Origin of the sequence: Kitasatospora setae KM-6054 (assembly GCF_000269985.1) — a bacterium.
In the GTDB taxonomy this organism is placed as follows: Bacteria; Actinomycetota; Actinomycetes; order Streptomycetales; family Streptomycetaceae; genus Kitasatospora; species Kitasatospora setae.
Window position 1 is genome coordinate 4,674,314 of record NC_016109.1, and the last position, 16,348, is coordinate 4,690,661.

Genomic DNA, 16,348 nt, shown 5'->3' on the forward strand with positions numbered 1-16,348 from the left:
GCCGAAACCCTGCCGCGCCGCCAGCCCGCACGGGGCGCCCGCGCCCACCGCCGTTCCGCTCCCCGGAGGCACCGCGTGGCAGTCCACCGCACCCTGACCCGTACCGGGGGCGCCCTCGCCGCGGCCCTCGCCCTGACCGCGCTGGCCGCACCGTCCGCCCGGGCCCACCCGCTCGGCAACTTCTCGGTCAACCACTACCTCGGACTCACCGTCGAGGCCGACGGCGTCGACGCCCTCGCCGTCACCGACCTCGCCGAGATCCCCACCCTCCAGGAACAGCCCGCCGCCGACACCGACCACGACGGCACCGTCGACGCCGCCGAGAGCGCCGCCCACGCCGCCCGCCAGTGCGACGACACCGCCCGCCGGATCCGGCTCACCGCCGACGGCACCGCCCTCGCCTGGACGGTCGCCTCGTCCTCGTCCACCCACCAGGACGGCGCGGCCGGCCTGCCCACCAGCCGCCTCGAATGCCGCCTGCACGCCGACCACCGACTCCCGGCGGACGGCGCGGACTTCCGCGTCGAGACCGGCACCGACCCCACCCGGGTCGGCTGGAACGAGATCACCGCCCGCGGCGACGGCACCGCGCTCGGCCCCTGCGACGTCCCGGCCGACTCGGTGAGCCGCGAACTACGCGACTACCCCAGGGACTTGCTCGACCGGCCGGAAGGCGTCACCGCCGCCGCCTTCCGCGCCCGCCCCGGCTCCGGCCCCGGCACCGCCCCGCTCGCGGACGCACCGACCACCGGTTCCACGGGCAGCTGGCTGGCCTCCCTCGACGCCCGCCTCGCCGCGCTCGGCACCGCCCGGCACCTCACCCTGCCGCTGGGCCTGCTCGCCGTCCTGCTCTCGCTCGTCCTCGGCGCCGGCCACGCCCTGCTGCCCGGCCACGGCAAGACCGTCATGGCCGCCTACCTCGCCGGGCGACGCGGCCGCCCCCGCGACGCGCTCACCGTCGGCGCCACCGTCACCCTCACCCACACCGCCGGCGTCCTGGCCACCGGCCTGCTGCTGACCACGGTCTCCACCCTCGCCGGAGACCGCCTGCTCGCCCGACTCGGCATCGTCAGCGGCGCCCTCGTCCTGCTCGTCGGCGCGCTGCTGCTCCGGGACGCCCTGCGCTCCCGCCGCGCCCACCGGGCACCGGCGGCCGAGAACGCCGACCGGCACGTGCACGAACCGCACCCGGTCCTGGCGGGCGTGGCGGCCGGGGCCGCGGCGCACTCCGGCGGCGGGGACGAGCAGCACGGGCACGGGCACCACGGGCACGAGCACCACGAGCACGGGCATGGCCACGGGCACGAGCACCACGACCATCACGGCCACCGGCACGGCCTGTTCGGCCGTCACCACCACCATCACGCCCACGACCACGACCACGCCCACGCCCCGAACCGGGGGGCCGAACGGCGCCGGCTGATCGGTCTGGGGATCGCCGGCGGCCTGGTGCCGAGCCCCTCCGCGCTGGTCGTGCTGCTCGGTGCCGTCGCCCTCGGACGCACCCTGTTCGGCACCGCCCTGGTGCTCGCCTACGGGCTGGGCATGGCCGCCACCCTGACCGGCGCGGGCCTGCTCCTGGTCGGCCTCGGCCGCCGCACGGAGCGGCTCACCGCCCATCCGGCCCTCGCCCGCCTGCGCGGCCTCGCTCCGTACAGCGCCCTGCTGACCGCGCTGCTCGTTCTCGCCGTCGGCGCGGGCATGGTGCTGCGCAGCCTGCCCTCCGCCGTCTGACGCCACCTCAGGAGAACCACGTGTCCGCCCGCCCCACCACGCTCCTGCGCGGCTTCGTCGCCGGCGTCCTGCCCGTCCTGCTGCTGGCCGGCTGCGGCGGCCCGGAACGGGGCAGCCTCGACACCCAGCCCGCCACCCCGTCGCCCACCTGCCGCGCCCACCAGGTCCGCGAGCCCGCCGAGCGCTACACCGCCGGTCGGGAGGCCGACACCGGCGCGGTGCTGGAGATGCTGCGCTACTACACCGCCAACGGCCGCACCCCGTACTGCGACGGGAAGCAGCCCACCACCGCCGACCGGGCCTGGCAGCAGCTCTACACCCGCCTCGGCGGAGACCCGACCCATCTCGCCCAGCCCTGATCCGGGGCGGCCGGCACCCCGCGTTGCGCCGATCGGGTGAATGCCCGGGGTCCGCACCAAGCCCGCGCCCCCGCCGCGGCGAACGGAGGGTGTGCGCGCAGCCAGGGTCGGCCGTCACGCGCACACGCGGGGACGGGACCCACCGGCTGGCACCACGGGTCCCGTCCCCGACCGTCCCCGACCGTTCAGGGCCCGACGGCTGTCGAGCGGCGGTGGGCGATGATGGCGGGGTGACCACCCCCCGTCGCCACTCGGCGAAGCGTCGTGAAGAACTCGTCGAGGCGGCCGAGCGCGCGCTGCTGCGCAGCGGGCTGTCCGCGTTGACGGTGCGGGCGGTGGCGAGCGAGGCGGGGGTGTCGCCGGGGGCGGTGCTGTACCACTACGCGAAGGCCGACGACCTGGTGTACGAGCTGCACCGGACACTGGTCGACCGCTACGTGGCCGCCCGGATGCGGGCGGTGGCGAAGCTGGCGGACCCGGCCCGGCGGCTGGTGCGGGCGTTCGAGTCGGGCCTGCCGGCCGGGCCGGGCGACCCGACCTGTCGGCTGCTGTACGAGCTGCACGCGCTGGCCGGTCGCAGCCGCTCGCACGCGGCGCTGATGGCCTCGCTGTGGGACCGCGAACTGATGCTGTACGAGAGCATCGTGCAGGCGGGGGTGGCCGGCGGCGCGTTCCGCACCGAGCGGGACCCGCACGACATCGCGGCCTCGCTGCTGGCGATGGAGGACGGCCTGGGCCTGCACATCGTCAGCGGGAACTCGTCGATGGCGGTCGGGGACGCCGTCCGGCTGCTGGTCGAGACCGCGAGTGGGCAGCTCGGCTGCGAGCTGCCCACCGGGTGAGCGGGGCAGTGCGGGGGTGCGGCGGTCAGCGGCGGTCAGCGGGCGGCGATCGCCGCGAGCAGGACGTCGACCAGGCGCTGGGCCGCGTCCGGCCGGCCGCGCTCCCGGGCGCGGTCGGCCATCGCGGCGCGCCGGTCGGGGTCGGCGAGCAGCGGGGCCAGCGCGGTGCGCAGGTGGTCGGGGGTGACGGTGCCGAGCAGGGCGACGGCCGCGCCGGCGCTCTCCAGGTGGGCGGCGTTGTGGGCCTGCTCGTTGCCGGCGGCGGAGGCGAGCGGGACGAACACGGCGGCCTTGCCGAGCGCGGTCAGCTCGGCGAGGGTGCCCGCGCCGCTGCGGCTGACCACGACGTCGGCCAGCGCCAGGACGTCCGGCAGTTCGGCGCCGGTGTAGCCGGTCAGCAGGTAGCGCCCGGCCAGGTGCGGCGGCAGCGCCGCGGCCGGTCCGCGCAGCGCCGCCTCGTTGGCCGGGCCGCACTGGTGGATCACGTTGGCGTGCTCCAGCAGCCACGGCAGGACGGCCGACACCAGGCCGTTGATCTGCGCCGAGCCCTGCGCCCCGCCCGTGACGTACACGGTCGGCAGCGCGCGGTCGAACCCGTCCAGGCCGAGCGCGGTGACGGCCTTGTCGGCCCGTCCGGTGAGCACCGCCGGGCGGACCGGGTTGCCGGTCACCGCGGCGGTGCGCCGGGCCGCGGCGGGCAGCAGCGGCAGGGTCGACTCCGAGGAGACCGCGACCCGGGTCGCCGCCCGGGCCAGCACCCGGTTCGCCAGGCCGAGGCGCACCGTCTGCTCGTGCACCACCAGCGGCACCCCGCAGGAGCGCGCCGCCAGCCCGACCGGCACCGCCACGTACCCGCCGGTGGCCAGCACCGCGTCCGGCGCGAAGCGCCTGATCAGCGCGCGGGCCTGCCAGGCGCCCAGCGGGACGCGGCACATGTCCCGGACGTTCGCCGGGGAGAGCAGCTTCAGCGGGTTCGAGGAGCGCCGGACCTTCCCGGTGGCGACCGGCTCGAACCGGATCCCCTCGGCGGGCGCGACCCGGGCCTCCAGGCCCGCCGCGGTGCCCACCCACAGCACCTCCACCGTCCGCCGCTCGGCGGCCAACCGCTCCTGCAGCGCCCGCACCGCGGTCAGCGCCGGGTAGGTGTGCCCGCCGGTGCCGCCGCCGGTGACCACCAGCCGCAGTGGTCCGTCGCCCCGGTTCGTCCGCGCCATGCCCGTCTCCTGTCCGCCGTCGGGTCCGTCCGACCCGGTTGACGAGTCGTCAGCCTACGGCGGTTCCGGGCGGCGGTGCGGCGGTGCTGCGGGCGCCGGTGCGGGGGCGGCCTGGGGTGGCCTGGGGGGGGGGGGGGGGGGGGGGTGCGGGTGGTGCGGCGCGCGGAAACGGGGCGTATCGGGTGAAAAGGTGCGCCCGGTTGGTAGCGTTCCGCCCGCGGCGGCGGCGCGCGGGACGGCCGGGCGGTCGGGTCCGCGGGCGAGAGGGAGCGGCGCGGGTGGCGACGGAGGAGACCGGGGAGACCGGTGCGGCGGGGGCGGCGGGGGCGGCGGTCCGCGAGGCGGAGGCCGGGGCGGCGAAGCTGGCGCTGCCGACGCTGACCATGCTGGTGGTCGGCTCGATGGTCGGCGCGGGCGTGTTCTCGCTGCCGGGGCGGTTCGCCCAGGAGACCGGGGTGCTGGGCGCGCTGGTCGCCTGGCTGATCGCGGGCACCGGCATGCTGACGCTGGCCCTGGTCTTCCAGTCGCTGGCGGTCCGCCGGCCCGGACTGGACGCGGGCGTGTACGCGTACGCCAAGGCCGGGTTCGGCGAGTACCTGGGCTTCTTCTCGGCGTTCGGCTACTGGGCGAGCGCCTGCGTCGGCAACGTGACGTACTGGGTGCTGATCATGTCGACGGTCGGGGCGCTCGTCCCGGCGCTCGGGGACGGGGACACGGCCCTCGCGGTGGCGCTCTCCTCGGTCGGGCTGTGGGGCTTCTTCCTGCTGGTGCGGCGCGGCGTCAAGGAGGCCGCGATGATCAACCGGGTCGTCACGGTCGCCAAGCTGGTGCCGATCCTGGTGTTCGTGCTGCTGGCGCTGTTCTGCTTCGACGCGGACGTGTTCGCCGACAACTTCCAGGGCGCGTCCTACGCCGGCTCGCTCTACGACCAGGTGCACGGGACGATGCTGGCCACCGTCTTCGTCTTTCTCGGCGTGGAGGGCGCGAGCGTCTACTCCCGGCACGCGAAACGGCGTTCGGACGTCGGCCGGGCCACCGTGCTCGGCTTCCTGAGCGTCTTCGCGGTGTTCGCCTCGGTGACGATCGTGTCCTACGGCCTGTTGCCGATGGGCGAGATCGCCGAACTGCGACAGCCCTCGATGGCGGGCGTCCTGGAGGCGGCGGTCGGCACCTGGGGGTCGGTACTGGTCAGCGTCGGCCTCGTCGTCTCGGTGCTCGGCGCGTACCTGGCCTGGACGCTGATGGCCGCCGAGGTGCTGTTCGTCGCCGCCAAGGACGAGGACATGCCGCGCTTCCTGGCCCGCGCCACCGACCAGGACGTGCCCGTCCCCGCCCTGCTGCTGACCACCGCGCTCTCGCAGCTGATGCTGGTGGTGACGGCGTTCTCGGACGACGCCTTCGACCTCGCGCTCGACCTGACCAGCACGCTCAGCCTGATCCCGTACCTGCTGGCGGCCGGCTACGCGGTCATGGTGGCCCGCCAGGACCGCGCGGGCCCGGCCGCGCTGGCGGTGGCCGGGCTGGCCACCGCGTACACCGCCTTCCTGGTGTACGCGGCGGGCTGGGCGTACCTGCTGGTGTCGTTCATCATCTACGCGCCCGCGACGGTGCTGTTCGTGATGGCCCGCCGGGAGCAGGGCCGCCGGCTGTTCTCGCCGCGCGAGGCGGTGGTGCTGGCGGTGTCGGTGGCCGGGGCGGTGCTGGGCGTGGTGGCGCTGGCGGCGGGGTGGATCAGCCCGTGAGGTTCCGTGACGCGACATCGGTGACGTGGCATCGGTGACGCGGCAGTTGGTGTCGTCACAACTGGTGGCACGGCATCGGTGTGGCGTCATGCGTGCCGTGACATCCATGACGCGTCACGTGTGTCGCGACATGTGTGCCGTGACATCCGTGTCGCGTCACGCGTGTTGCGACATCGGTGTCGTGACACCAAGTGCCACGTCATCGATGTCGTGACATCCATGCCGGGACACACGTGCCGCGACATCCATGACGCGACACCTATGACGTGACACCCATTCACACCCCCGCTGCGAAGGGACCGTTTCGATGACTGCTCTGGGCGTCCACTCCGAGGTCGGCCGGCTGCGCAAGGTGCTGGTCTGCCGGCCGGGGCTCGCGCACCGGCGGCTCACCCCGGGCAACGCCGACGACCTGCTGTTCGACGACGTGATGTGGGTGGAGAACGCCCAGCGCGACCACGCCGACTTCGTGGCGAAGCTGACCGGGCGCGGGGTCGAGGTGGTCGAGCTGCACGATCTGCTGGCGGAGACGATGGCGGTGCCGGGGGCCCGGGACTGGCTGCTGGACCGCAAGATCGTTCCGGACCAGGTCGGGCTCGGGCTGGTGGACGGGACCCGCGGCTACCTGGAGGGGCTGGTGCCGGCCGAGCTGGCGGAGCTGCTGATCGGCGGGCTGGCCACCGGTGACCTGCCGGAGGAGTTCCGGTCCGGGTACCTGGCGTTGGCGCGGGAGGCGACCGGGGTGCGCGAGTACCTGATGCCGCCGCTGCCCAACACCCTCTACACCCGGGACACCACCTGCTGGCTGTACGGCGGGGTGACGCTCAACCCGCTGTACTGGCCCGCCCGGCACGACGAGACGCTGCTGATGAAGGCGGTCTACTCCTTCCACCCGGACTTCACCGGCGCCACCGTCTGGTGGGGCGACCCCGAGCGGGACTGGGGGCAGTCCACCTTCGAGGGCGGCGACATCATGCCGGTCGGCAACGGCGTGGTGCTGATGGGCATGAGCGAGCGGACCTCGCGGCAGGCCATCACCCAGGTCGCCGCCGCGCTGTTCGAGCGGGGCGCGGCCCGACGGGTGGTGGTCGCCGGGATGCCGAAGCTGCGTTCCGCGATGCACCTGGACACCGTCTTCACCTTCGCCGACCGCGAGACGGTCACCCTCTACCCGGCGATCGTCGACCGGGTGCACGCCTTCACCCTCCACCCCTCCGACCGGGCCCCCGGCGTGGAGGTGGTGGACGAGGGCTCCCGGCCGTTCACCGAGGTGGTCGCCGAGGCGCTCGGGCTGTCCGGGCTGCGGGTGATCGGCACCGGCGGCGACGTGTACGCCTCCGAGCGCCAGCAGTGGGACAGCGGCAACAACGCGGTGGCGATCGAACCCGGCGTGGTGATCACGTACGACCGCAACACCACCACCAACGCGCTGCTGCGGAAGGCCGGCGTCGAGGTGGTCACCATCGTCGGCGCGGAGCTCGGCCGGGGGCGGGGCGGCGGGCACTGCATGACCTGTCCGCTGATCCGTGAGCCGGTGGACTACTGACGCCCGGTCCGCACGGCAGGCCCGTCCCCGGGCGCGCCGCCCCCGTCCGCGTACCGTCCGCGTACCGGCCGGGGGCGGACGTGTGTGCGGACGGGCGGTGAAACACCCGGGGACGGAGGCGCGTCTATAGGGGTGGACAGCCCGGAACGGCCGGGCCACGGGGGTGCGATGTGATACGCGGACAGGCCGGTACCGCCCGGGTGGCGGAGGACGGGTCCGGGAGCGCGGTGCCCAGGCAGCGTTCGGGCGGCGCGGGCACGGATGGCGCGGGCGGCGCTGGCACGGGCCCCGGTGGGCGGGCGGCCCGGCGGCGGGAGCAGCAGGGCCGGAGCCGCGGCCGGGGGCAGCGGGGCCGGGGCCGGCGGTGGCTGCGGGGGTGGCGGCGGGTGCTGGTGTTCGGGGTGGTCGGGGTGGTGGTGCTGACCGTCGGGGCGGGCGGGTACCTGTACTTCCGGCTGAACGCCAACATCCAGCACGCGCCGCTGTTCGCGGGCGAGGAGGGCGACGCGGGCCACGAGGTGCCGGACGCGTTCGGCCGGACGCCGATCAACGTGCTGGTGATCGGCTCCGACTCGCGCGCGAACCCGGAGGACTGCACCATCGGCGGCGCCTGCGGGGAGGGCGCCAACGCCGACGTCAACCTGCTGCTGCACGTCGCCGCGGACCGCAGCAACGCGACGGTGATGAGCATCCCGCGCGACCTGGTGACCGACCTGCCGGGCTGCAGGAACGAGGCGGGCAAGTCCGTGTTCAAGGCCCGCCGCGACATGATCAACTCGACTCTGCAGGGCGGCCCCGGCTGCACCGTGGCGGCCGTCCGCAAGCTCACCGACCTGCCGATCGACCACTTCGTGCAGGTCGACTTCAGCGGCGTGATCAAGATGTCGGACGCGGTGGGCGGCGTCCCGGTGTGCGTCACCGAGAACGTCTACGACCCGTACTCGCACCTCAAGCTGGCGAAGGGCACGCACACCCTGCAGGGCATGGCGGCGCTGCAGTTCGTCCGGACCAGGCACGGCTTCGGCGACGGCAGCGACATCCGCCGCGCCTCGGCGCAGCACGACTTCCTCGCCTCGATGGTCCGCCAGCTGAAGAGCGCCGGGACGCTCACCGACCCGGGCAGGCTGCTCTCGCTCGCCGACGCCGCGACCAAGGCGCTCACCGTCGACCCGGGGCTGGCCGGGGTCACCAAGCTGATCGGCCTCGGCGAGGACGTCCAGAAGGTGCCGTCCGAGCGGATCACCTTCACCACCATGCAGGTCGTGGAGGACCCGGCCGACACCGACCGGCGGGTGATCGGCCCGAACGCGACGCAGCTGTTCCGGATGATCCGGGACGACCGCCCGCTCACCGGCGACCCGCAGGCCCCGGCCGCCGCGCCCGGCCCGTCCGCCACCGCCACCGCCACCGCCACCGCCGCTACCGCGCCCGCCACCGCGTCGAGCACCCCGCCCGCGGCCGGCCCGGCCCGGGGCAGCGTCACCGTCGTGGTGCGCAACGGCACCGGCGTCACCGGCCGGGCCGGGGCGGTCGCCGACGCGCTGCGGCAGGCGGGCTTCGGCAAGGGCACCGCCGCCGGGCCGGCCGTCACCGCCGCCCGCAGCGCGGTCACCTACCCGGCGGGCAAGGAGGCCGCCGCCCGCCAGGTCGCCGACGCGCTGGGCCTGCCCGCGGACGCCGTCCGGGCCGGCCAGGGCGCCTCGGTCGAGCTGCTGATCGGCACCGACTGGCCGTCCGGAACCGCCTACCCGGCCGCCGCAGCCGGGGCCGGTACGGGCGGCGGCGGCGCGAGCAGCGGTGGGAGCGCGCCGGCGAAGCCCGCCGCCGACCCGTCGGCCGCGCTCAAGGGCGCCGACGCGCTCACCGCCGACGACAGCAGCGGCTGCACGAAGGTCGGCGACTTCAAGACCGTCGAACTCCCCGGCTACCGGGGCTCGATGACGCCGGTCCAGGCCTTCGACCGCAGCAAGGACGTCCCGGTCTCGGCGCCCTGACATCGCCCCCGCAGGACAGCCGCCCCGGCCGCCCGGCCGGGGCGGCTCCGTGCGTTCCGGGCCCGGAACGGCGGAACTCCCGCGCGGAGAAAGGAAGTTTCCGGCCGGATCCGCCGAACCCGGGGCGGTCGGGGTGGCAATAGCGGGTGGAAGCAGTGAACCGGCCGCCGTGAAGGAGACGCGATGTGGACGACCGACCAGGTGCCGCCGACGGCCCGCCGGGCCCACCGGTGGCGGCGGTGAGGGCCGGAACGGCGGTGGCGCCGGGGGCGGCGGTGGCGGCGGTGGCGCCGGGGGCGGCGGTGACGCCGGGGGCGGCGGTGGCGCCGACGGCGGGGGAGCCCGGGGCGGACGACGCGGCGGTGATCGGGGCGTCGCTGGCCGCGCCGGACCGGTTCGGCGAGGTGTACGACCGGCACGCCGACGCGGTGCACCGCTACCTGGCCCGCCGGGTCGGGGCGGCGGTCGCCGACGACCTCACCTCGGAGACCTTCCTGGCCGCGTTCCGCCACCGCGGCCGCTACGACCGGGAGCGGTCCGACGCCCGGCCCTGGCTGTACGGGATCGCGACCAACCTGCTGCACCGCCACCAGCGCACCGAACGGGCCGGCTACCGGGCGCTGGCCCGCAGCGGCGTCGACCCGCTGGACGCCGGGGACCACGCCGACTCGGTGGCCGCCCGGGTGAGCGCCGGCGCCCGGGCGCAGGAGATCGCCGCGGTGCTGGCCGGGCTGACCGCGAAGGAGCGGGACGTCCTGCTGCTGTTCGCCTGGGCCGAGCTGACGTACCAGGAGATCGCCGAGGCGCTGGCGATCCCGCTCGGCACCGTCCGCTCCCGGCTCAACCGGGCCCGCCGGCGGCTGCACGCCGCGCTCGACCACCCGACGCACTGATGGAGGACCCGCCATGGACGAGATCGCCCGGCTCGCCGAGTTCCGAGCCGACACCGCACCGCTGTCCGCCCCGGCACGCTCCCGCGGCCGACGGCAACTGGCCGTCGCCGCCGCCGCGGCCGCCCGCCGGCCGTCCTGGTGGCGTCCGGCCCGGGGACGCCCGCTCACCCGCCGCGGGCTGCCGGGCGGGCGCCGACGGCTGCTGGTCGCGGTGGCGATGACGCTGGCGCTCACCGCCGGGGTGGCGGGGAGCCAGCTCGCGGGGCCGGGCGCGGGCGAGTCCAGCGCGCAGGCGGTCTCGGTGCTGAACCTCGCCGCCGACGCGGTGGTGAACGGGCCGATGCCGCGCCCGGACCAGTACGTCTACATCGACGTCCTGGACGTCACCAGCCTCCCGGACGACCCCACGGTCAGCGAGCGGTGGATCTCCGTCGACGGCTCCCGGCCGAACACCTACCGCCTGTCCGGCGCGTACGTGAACCGGAGCGGCCCCCTCGACCCCTACGGCATCGCGGGGAGCCTGCTCAACGCCTCCTACCTCAGGATGGCCGAACTGCCCACCGATCCGGAGGAGTTGCTGAAGATCCTGCGCGCGGACCCGTTCGTCGACGCCGACCTCGGCTACCCCGGGATGACCCGCGACGTCGGCGTCTGGGACCTGATCCGCTCCCTGCTGACGGGCCCCTGCCCGCCGGCCCAGCAGGCCGCGCTGTTCCGGGCGGCGGCCCGGCTGCCGGGCATCGGCTACGTCGAGGAGGCCACTGACGCCCTCGGCCGCCCCGGCGAGGCGGTCGCCCTGTTCAACCCCCGGGTGGGCCGCAGCGAACTCGTCCTCGACCGGAAGACCCACGCCTTCCTCGGCGAACGCGTCCTCGGCGACGGCCCGGACGGCAAGCCGATCGTCGCGCTCAACAGCGCGGTCCGCACCGTCGCCTTCGTCGACGGCCCCGGCCGGCTGCCGTCCTGACCGCGCGGGGCGCAGGGGTGCAGGGGCGGGGCGCAGTGCGATACGCCGTATTGCGTTGGAGGAATGAAGACCATCACGCAGCGGGAGCTCGCCGCCCGGTCCACGGCGGTGCTGGACGACGTCGAAGCGGGGGAGACCTACCACGTCACCCGGAACGGCACCGAGATCGCCGAGCTGCGGCCGCTGGGAACGCGCCGCCGGTTCGTGCCGGTCGACGAGTTGTGGCGCAAGTGGCGGGCCGCTCCGGCGGTCGACGCGGCGCGGAGGCGCGCGGAGGCGGACGGGTTCTTCGGCGGCGGGGAGCGGGACGGCGGCGATCGGGGATAGGGGGCGGATAGGCGGGGCGGTTCGGCGGGATAGGGGCGGTCGGGAGAGTGGTGCTCACAGCAGGCGGGACCCCGCCGGAGCGTGAGGACTCGGAAGATGACGGATTATCAGGACCGAACGGCGTCGAGGGGGACGGCGTCCGAACCCCTGGCGGCCGAACTGACCGGTGTGGTCAAGCGGTTCGAGAACGCCAAGGGCGAGGTGTTCACCGCGGTGGACGGGCTGGATCTGCGGATCCGGCGGGGCGAGGTGGTGGCGTTCCTCGGGCCGAACGGCGCGGGCAAGACCACCTCGATCGACATCCTGCTCGGGCTGACCCGCCCGGACGAGGGCGAGGTGCGGCTGTTCGGCACGGACCCGGAGCGGGCCGTGCGGGCCGGCCGGGTGGCGGCGGTGCTGCAGTCCGGCGGGCTGCTGCCGGACCTCACGGTCGAGGCGACGGTGCGGATGCTGGCCTCGCTGCACCCGGGCGCCGACCCGGAGCGCTGCATGCACCGGGCCGGGGTGACCGAGCTGCGCGACCGCCGGGTGGCGGCCTGCTCGGGCGGTGAGCAGCAGCGGCTGCGGTTCGCGCTGGCGCTGCTCCCGAAGCCGGACTTCCTGGTGCTGGACGAGCCGACGGCCGGCATGGACGTGGTGGCGCGGCGGGACTTCTGGGCGGCCGTCCGGGAGGACGCGGCGCGCGGCACGACCGTCATGTTCGCCACCCACTACATGGAGGAGGCGGACCAGTTCGCCGACCGGGTGGTGATGGTCGACAAGGGCGCCGTGGTGGCCGACGGTTCGGCCTCCTCGATCCGCGCGGCGATCAGCGGCCGGACCGTCTCGGCGCTGATCAGCCCGTACGAGGCCGAACTGGCCGCCCGGACGCCCGGGGTGCGCGCCACCTCGGTGCGCGGCGAGCGCACCTACTTCAGCTGCGCCGACTCGGACGCGCTGCTGCGGGTGCTGGTCGGCGAGACCCGGGCCCGCGAGGTCGAGGTCGCGCCGCGCAGCCTGGAGGAGGCCTTCCTGGCCATCACCGAGAACGCCCGCGCCGACCGCGAGGCCCGCGCCGACCGCGAGGCCCGCGCCGTCCGTGAGGCCCGCCCCGCGACGCCCGCCCCCGTGAAGGAGAACGCCTGATGGCCGCCGTCTCGGCGCCCGCCGCCGCCCGCACCTCGGTCTTCAACGGGGTGAACCCGGCCTTCGTCCGGTACGAGCTGCGCCGGCGCTTCAACCGCCAGACCACGATCTTCACGGTGCTGCTGCCCGCGGTGCTGTACCTGGCGCTGTTCCGCACCGCCCCGTCCGGCGGGGCGAGCCTGCCGCACGGCAACTTCGCGGCCTGGATGATGATCGGCCAGGCCGTGTACGGCGCGGCCACCGCCGCGGTCAGTTCGGCCGCCACCATCTCGGTGGAGAAGTCGGTCGGCTGGATGCGGACCATCGCGATGAGTCCGCTCACCCCGCCCGGCTACCTGCTGGTCAAGGTGCTGTGCTCGGTGCTGATGGCGGGCGTGCCGGTGCTGATCGTCGGCGGGCTGGGCGCGCTGACCGGCGCGCAGGCCGACGCGGACGTCTGGCTGGTGTCGCTGCTGGTGGCCTGGGTCGGTTCGGCGGTGTTCGCCGCGCTCGGCATCGGGATGGGCCTGGCGATGAAGCCCGACGTGGTGATGCACATGCCCGGCCTGGTGATGACCGCGCTGGCCTTCCTGGGCAACCTGTTCATCCCGCTGACCGGGACGATGCTGGAGGTCTCCCGCTACACCCCGATGTACGGGGTGGCGACGCTGGCCCGGTACCCGCTGAACGACGGTTTCTCCTTCCACGGGGAGCACTCCGCCGTGGCCGGCGCGGTGTTCAACCTGCTGGCCTGGTTCGCCGGCTTCTCGTTCCTGGCGGTCCGCCGCTTCCGCAAGTCCACCGGCCGCCCGTAGCCGGCGCACGACACCTCGGAAAGTCCACCGGCCGCCCGTAGCCGGCGCACCACTCCGCAGAGCACACCGACGTCCGGCGCCCGCCTCCTCGGGCGCGGGCCCCACCCGAAAGGGGGTTAGAACACATGTTCGCATTCATCGCGCCGGGGCAGGGGTCCCAGACCCCGGGCCTGCTGGCCGCCTGGCTGCGCGACCCGGCCACCGCCGAGCGGGTGCAGGCCTGGTCCGAGGCCGCCGACACCGACCTGGTCCACCTCGGCACCAGGGCCCCGGCCGCCGAGATCGCCCGCACCGAGCACACCCAGCCGCTGCTGGTGGCCGCCGGACTGCTCGCCCACCACGCCCTGCAGGACGCCGTCCCGGCCGGCGGCGCGGTCGTCGCCGGCCACTCGGTCGGCGAGCTGACCGCCGCCGCGTACGCCGGGGTGCTGAGCCCCGCCGACGCCGTCCGCCTCGCCGCCGTCCGCGGCCGGGCGATGGCGGTGGCCTGCACCGAGGCGCCCACCTCGATGGCCGCCGTGGTCGGCGGCGAGAAGAGTGAAGTCCTGGACCGAATAGGCGAGTTGGGGCTCTTCCCGGCGACCTTCAACGGCCCCGGCCAGATCGTCGCGGCCGGCCTGGCCGACGCCCTCGACCAGCTCGCGGCCGCCCCGCCGGCCGGCGCCACCGTCAAGCGGCTCGCCGTCGCCGGCGCCTTCCACACCCCGTACATGGAGTCGGCCCGGCAGACCTTCGAGGAGGCCGCCGCCCTGGTGCCGTTCGCCGCGCCGGAGCTGCCGCTGCTCTCCAACGCCGACGGCGCGTCCGTCACCGACCCGGCGGAGATCCGCCGGCGGCTGGTCGGGCAGCTGGTCGGGCCGGTCCGCTGGGACCACTGCCTGACCCAACTCGCCTCGCTGGCACCGGAGCTGACCGTCTCGCTGCCGCCCGCCAAGACCCTCGCGGGCATCCTCAAGCGCCAGCACCCCGAGCTGGACGTGCTGTCCGTCACCACCGCCCGGGACGTCGCCCGGGTCCGGGAGCGGCTGGCCGCCCCCGCCGGCCGAGGAGCGTCCGTCCATGCCGGTGTCTGACCTGCTGGAGTACCCGCGCGCCGAGCGGGCCGCCCACACCGCCCTGATCGACGCCCAAGGAGCCCTGACCTACCGCCAGTTGGGCACCGCCGTGGACCGCGCCGTCGGCTGGCTGCGCGGCCAGGGCATCGCCCCCGGCGACCGGGTGGTGTACGCCGGCGGCAACGACCGGGCCTTCCTCGCCCTGTTCTGGGCCACCCTGCGGGCCGGCGCCGTCTTCGTCCCGGTCCACCCCGAGCTGACCGACCACCAGATCGACCACATCGTCGCCGACAGCGGCGCCGCGCTCGCCGTCTGCCGCCCGTCGGCCGGCCGCCGGGCCGCCCGCAGCACGGACGTCGAGCGGGCCTGGGAGCAGGTCCTCGCCAGTGCCGAGGACCCGTACCGGGCCGAGGCCGACGAGGACGCGGTGGCGATGCTGATCTACACCTCCGGCACCACCGGCCGCCCCAAGGGCGTGGTCTGCCCGCACCGGCAGATGCTCGCCGCCGTCGACGCGGTGCACGCCTGCCTCGGCTACCGGGCCGACGACGTGGTGCTGTGCCGGCTGCCGCTCTCCTTCGACTACGGCCTCTACCAGGCCCTGATGACCGCGCTGGTCGGCGGCACCCTGGTGCTGGCCCGGCGCAGCGACGACATGGGACTGCTGAAGCTGGTCGAGCGGACCGGCGTCACCGTCGTCCCGCTGGTGCCCTCGCTGGCGCAGATCCTCACCCTGCTGCAGGGCAAGGCGCACCGGCCGACGAAGGTCCGGCTGTTCACCAACACCGGCGCCCGCCCCGGCCGGGCCGTCACCGCCGAGCTGCTGGAGCTGTTCCCCGGCTCCGAGTTCGCCTCGATGTACGGCATGACCGAGTGCAAGCGGATCTCCATCCTCGACCCCGCCGAGTACGCGGCCCACCCCGACTCGGTCGGCCCGCCGATCCCCGGCGACCGGATCCGGATCCTGGCCCCCGACGGCACCGAGCTCGGCCCCCGGCTCACCGGCGAGATCGCCGTCCGCGGCGCCACCGTGATGGCCGGCTACTGGAACGTCCCGATGGCCGAGCAGAACCGGTTCGTCCCGCACCCCGACGGCGGCCTGGAACTGCGCACCGGCGACAACGGCTGGCTGGACGAGGAGGGCCGGCTCCACTTCGTCGGCCGCGACGACGACGTGGTCAAGCGCCGCGGCGTCCGGATCGCCCTCACCGAGGTCGAGGACGCCGCCGAGCGGATCCCCGGCGTCAGCGCCGCCGTCGCGCTCCGCCCCGAACCCGAGGGCGCCCCGCTGCTGCTGGCCGTGCACGGCAGCGTCCCGGCCGACCGGGTGCGCGCCCTGCTGGCCGCCGAACTCGACCACAGCCGGATGCCCGACCGGGTCGTCCCGATCGCCGCCGTGCCGCTCACCGCCAACGGCAAGCCCGACCGCGCCGCCGCCCGCCGCCTGGTCGAGGCCGCCGAAGCCGCCGAGGCCCCCGAAACCGCCACCACCCCGAGGAGCAGCCATGAACCAGTCGCAGTTTGACCAGCTCGTCGAGCGGACCTGCTCCGTGCGGGTCACCGACTCCGAGACCCCGCTGGTGGACCTGGGCGTCGACTCCCTGCACACCATCGCCCTGCTGATGGCGATCGAGGAGGAGTTCGGCTTCGAGGTCGACCCCGACGCCCTCGCCGACCCGGCGCTCGCCTCCCCGGCCGGCCTGCTGCGCTACGTGCGCGCCAGCACCGCCGCCCCGGCCGGGATCTGAGGAGCCGG

Annotated in this window: 15 protein-coding genes; 14 read left to right on the top strand and 1 reads right to left on the bottom strand. The window is 75.4% G+C overall.

Annotation, left to right across the window (positions count from 1 at the left end):
- Positions 1 to 75 precede the first annotated feature (75 nt).
- The 3 genes from KSE_RS20790 (at position 76) to KSE_RS20800 (ending at position 2,935) form a co-directional block, all read left to right on the top strand.
- Positions 76 to 1,734, top strand: coding sequence for a HoxN/HupN/NixA family nickel/cobalt transporter (locus tag KSE_RS20790; protein WP_014137305.1), 1,659 nt, complete (start codon positions 76 to 78; stop codon positions 1,732 to 1,734).
- Positions 1,735 to 1,754: 20 nt separating this feature from the next.
- Positions 1,755 to 2,093, top strand: a complete 339-nt coding sequence (locus KSE_RS20795; protein WP_014137306.1) for a hypothetical protein — start codon at positions 1,755 to 1,757, stop codon at positions 2,091 to 2,093.
- Between the two features lie 230 nt (positions 2,094 to 2,323).
- Positions 2,324 to 2,935, top strand: coding sequence for a TetR/AcrR family transcriptional regulator (locus KSE_RS20800; RefSeq protein WP_014137307.1), 612 nt, complete (start codon positions 2,324 to 2,326; stop codon positions 2,933 to 2,935).
- Between the two features lie 35 nt (positions 2,936 to 2,970).
- Here the strand turns inward: KSE_RS20800 and KSE_RS20805 are convergent, their stop codons facing one another.
- The gene (locus tag KSE_RS20805; RefSeq protein ID WP_014137308.1) at positions 2,971 to 4,149 is read right to left on the bottom strand and encodes a UDP-N-acetylglucosamine--N-acetylmuramyl-(pentapeptide) pyrophosphoryl-undecaprenol N-acetylglucosamine transferase; all 1,179 of its coding nucleotides are present in this window, start codon (positions 4,147 to 4,149) and stop codon (positions 2,971 to 2,973) included.
- Positions 4,150 to 4,532: 383 nt separating this feature from the next.
- On the opposite strand from KSE_RS20805, the gene KSE_RS20810 reads away from it, so the two are divergent.
- From KSE_RS20810 to KSE_RS20860, 11 genes are all read left to right on the top strand, one after another.
- Positions 4,533 to 5,891 carry a basic amino acid/polyamine antiporter gene (locus KSE_RS20810; RefSeq protein WP_231873395.1) on the top strand — a complete coding sequence of 453 codons (1,359 nt, stop codon included), beginning with the start codon at positions 4,533 to 4,535 and terminating at the stop codon, positions 5,889 to 5,891.
- 307 nt (positions 5,892 to 6,198) lie between these two features.
- Entirely contained in the window at positions 6,199 to 7,437 is a 1,239-nt protein-coding gene (locus tag KSE_RS20815; protein ID WP_014137310.1) for an arginine deiminase, read from the top strand.
- 386 nt (positions 7,438 to 7,823) lie between these two features.
- A complete protein-coding gene (locus KSE_RS20820) occupies positions 7,824 to 9,431 on the top strand; it encodes an LCP family protein (RefSeq protein WP_014137311.1) in 1,608 nt (535 codons plus the stop codon).
- Between the two features lie 302 nt (positions 9,432 to 9,733).
- Positions 9,734 to 10,324, top strand: a complete 591-nt coding sequence (locus KSE_RS20825; RefSeq protein WP_014137312.1) for an RNA polymerase sigma factor — start codon at positions 9,734 to 9,736, stop codon at positions 10,322 to 10,324.
- A gap of 13 nt (positions 10,325 to 10,337) precedes the next feature.
- Positions 10,338 to 11,291 (top strand): CU044_5270 family protein, encoded by a 954-nt coding sequence (locus KSE_RS38670; protein ID WP_014137313.1) that lies wholly within the window; start codon positions 10,338 to 10,340, stop codon positions 11,289 to 11,291.
- A gap of 63 nt (positions 11,292 to 11,354) precedes the next feature.
- Positions 11,355 to 11,618, top strand: coding sequence for a type II toxin-antitoxin system Phd/YefM family antitoxin (locus KSE_RS20835; protein WP_014137314.1), 264 nt, complete (start codon positions 11,355 to 11,357; stop codon positions 11,616 to 11,618).
- Positions 11,619 to 11,714: 96 nt separating this feature from the next.
- Complete coding sequence (locus KSE_RS20840) at positions 11,715 to 12,743, top strand: ABC transporter ATP-binding protein (RefSeq protein WP_014137315.1); 1,029 nt, start codon at positions 11,715 to 11,717, stop codon at positions 12,741 to 12,743.
- Positions 12,743 to 13,537 (top strand): ABC transporter permease, encoded by a 795-nt coding sequence (locus tag KSE_RS20845; protein ID WP_014137316.1) that lies wholly within the window; start codon positions 12,743 to 12,745, stop codon positions 13,535 to 13,537. The genes KSE_RS20840 and KSE_RS20845 overlap by 1 nt, the downstream gene beginning before the upstream one ends.
- 125 nt (positions 13,538 to 13,662) lie before the next feature.
- Positions 13,663 to 14,610: an ACP S-malonyltransferase gene (locus KSE_RS20850; protein WP_014137317.1), complete on the top strand. Its 948-nt coding sequence runs from the start codon at positions 13,663 to 13,665 to the stop codon at positions 14,608 to 14,610.
- The gene (locus KSE_RS20855) at positions 14,597 to 16,117 is read left to right on the top strand and encodes a class I adenylate-forming enzyme family protein (RefSeq protein ID WP_014137318.1); all 1,521 of its coding nucleotides are present in this window, start codon (positions 14,597 to 14,599) and stop codon (positions 16,115 to 16,117) included. The genes KSE_RS20850 and KSE_RS20855 overlap by 14 nt, the downstream gene beginning before the upstream one ends.
- Complete coding sequence (locus tag KSE_RS20860; RefSeq protein WP_014137319.1) at positions 16,098 to 16,340, top strand: acyl carrier protein; 243 nt, start codon at positions 16,098 to 16,100, stop codon at positions 16,338 to 16,340. Before KSE_RS20855 ends, KSE_RS20860 begins: the two co-directional genes overlap by 20 nt.
- Positions 16,341 to 16,348: the final 8 nt, after the last annotated feature.

Excerpts from the sequence above, each read along its gene's own strand:
- KSE_RS20850 (WP_014137317.1), top strand. The coding sequence starts at position 13,663 with ATGTTCGCATTCATCGCGCCGGGGCAGGGGTCCCAGACCCCGGGCCTG.
- KSE_RS20835 (WP_014137314.1), top strand. The coding sequence starts at position 11,355 with ATGAAGACCATCACGCAGCGGGAGCTCGCCGCCCGGTCCACGGCGGTG.
- KSE_RS20845 (WP_014137316.1), top strand. The coding sequence starts at position 12,743 with ATGGCCGCCGTCTCGGCGCCCGCCGCCGCCCGCACCTCGGTCTTCAAC.
- KSE_RS20810 (WP_231873395.1), top strand. The coding sequence starts at position 4,533 with ATGCTGGTGGTCGGCTCGATGGTCGGCGCGGGCGTGTTCTCGCTGCCG.
- KSE_RS20860 (WP_014137319.1), top strand. The coding sequence starts at position 16,098 with ATGAACCAGTCGCAGTTTGACCAGCTCGTCGAGCGGACCTGCTCCGTG.
- KSE_RS20805 (WP_014137308.1), bottom strand. The coding sequence starts at position 4,149 with ATGGCGCGGACGAACCGGGGCGACGGACCACTGCGGCTGGTGGTCACC.
- KSE_RS20840 (WP_014137315.1), top strand. The coding sequence starts at position 11,715 with ATGACGGATTATCAGGACCGAACGGCGTCGAGGGGGACGGCGTCCGAA.
- KSE_RS20855 (WP_014137318.1), top strand. The coding sequence starts at position 14,597 with ATGCCGGTGTCTGACCTGCTGGAGTACCCGCGCGCCGAGCGGGCCGCC.
- KSE_RS38670 (WP_014137313.1), top strand. The coding sequence starts at position 10,338 with ATGGACGAGATCGCCCGGCTCGCCGAGTTCCGAGCCGACACCGCACCG.
- KSE_RS20815 (WP_014137310.1), top strand. The coding sequence starts at position 6,199 with ATGACTGCTCTGGGCGTCCACTCCGAGGTCGGCCGGCTGCGCAAGGTG.